The organism is Anaerotignum faecicola (assembly GCA_024460105.1).
Lineage (GTDB): Bacteria > Bacillota > Clostridia > Lachnospirales > Anaerotignaceae > JANFXS01.
In genome coordinates, this window is record JANFXS010000530.1 from 1 (window position 1) to 396 (window position 396).

Consider the following 396-nt stretch of genomic DNA (forward strand, 5'->3'; position numbering starts at 1 on the left):
GGAAGTATACAGCTGGTTGGAGGACAAGGACAACACGCCGGAGGACAAGAACGATCATATGGTCAACAGCGTGCAATATGCCTGGCTGCCGTATGAGGTCAAGATCGGCATAGGAAGGAGGAAGCCTGATGGGCTGGTTTAAGAGCATGATTACAGGGATCCTGAAGCTGATTCCTGCAAAGAAACGAAAGATTGTGATCCAGGAGCCTCTTTCCTTCCAGGAGAACGTTCTGAAGAACAAGATCTGGTACCGCGGGGAACCGGCAGAGCTGGAGCAGTTTTTCAAGAAGACAACGGATCTCGGCTATGACATGGCGAGATTCTGGGCGGCAGTTCCCTTCCGCAAAGTTCGAAAGATCCACAGCGGGATAGTCAGCATTGTTGTGGATCGGTTTA

General features: G+C 51.0%; 1 protein-coding gene. It reads left to right on the forward strand.

Annotated elements, in window-relative coordinates; all coding sequences use genetic code 11:
• Positions 1-128 precede the first annotated feature (128 nt).
• A partial coding sequence (locus tag NE664_15245; GenBank protein MCQ4727987.1) for a capsid protein occupies positions 129-396 on the forward strand: 268 nt, incomplete at its 3' end.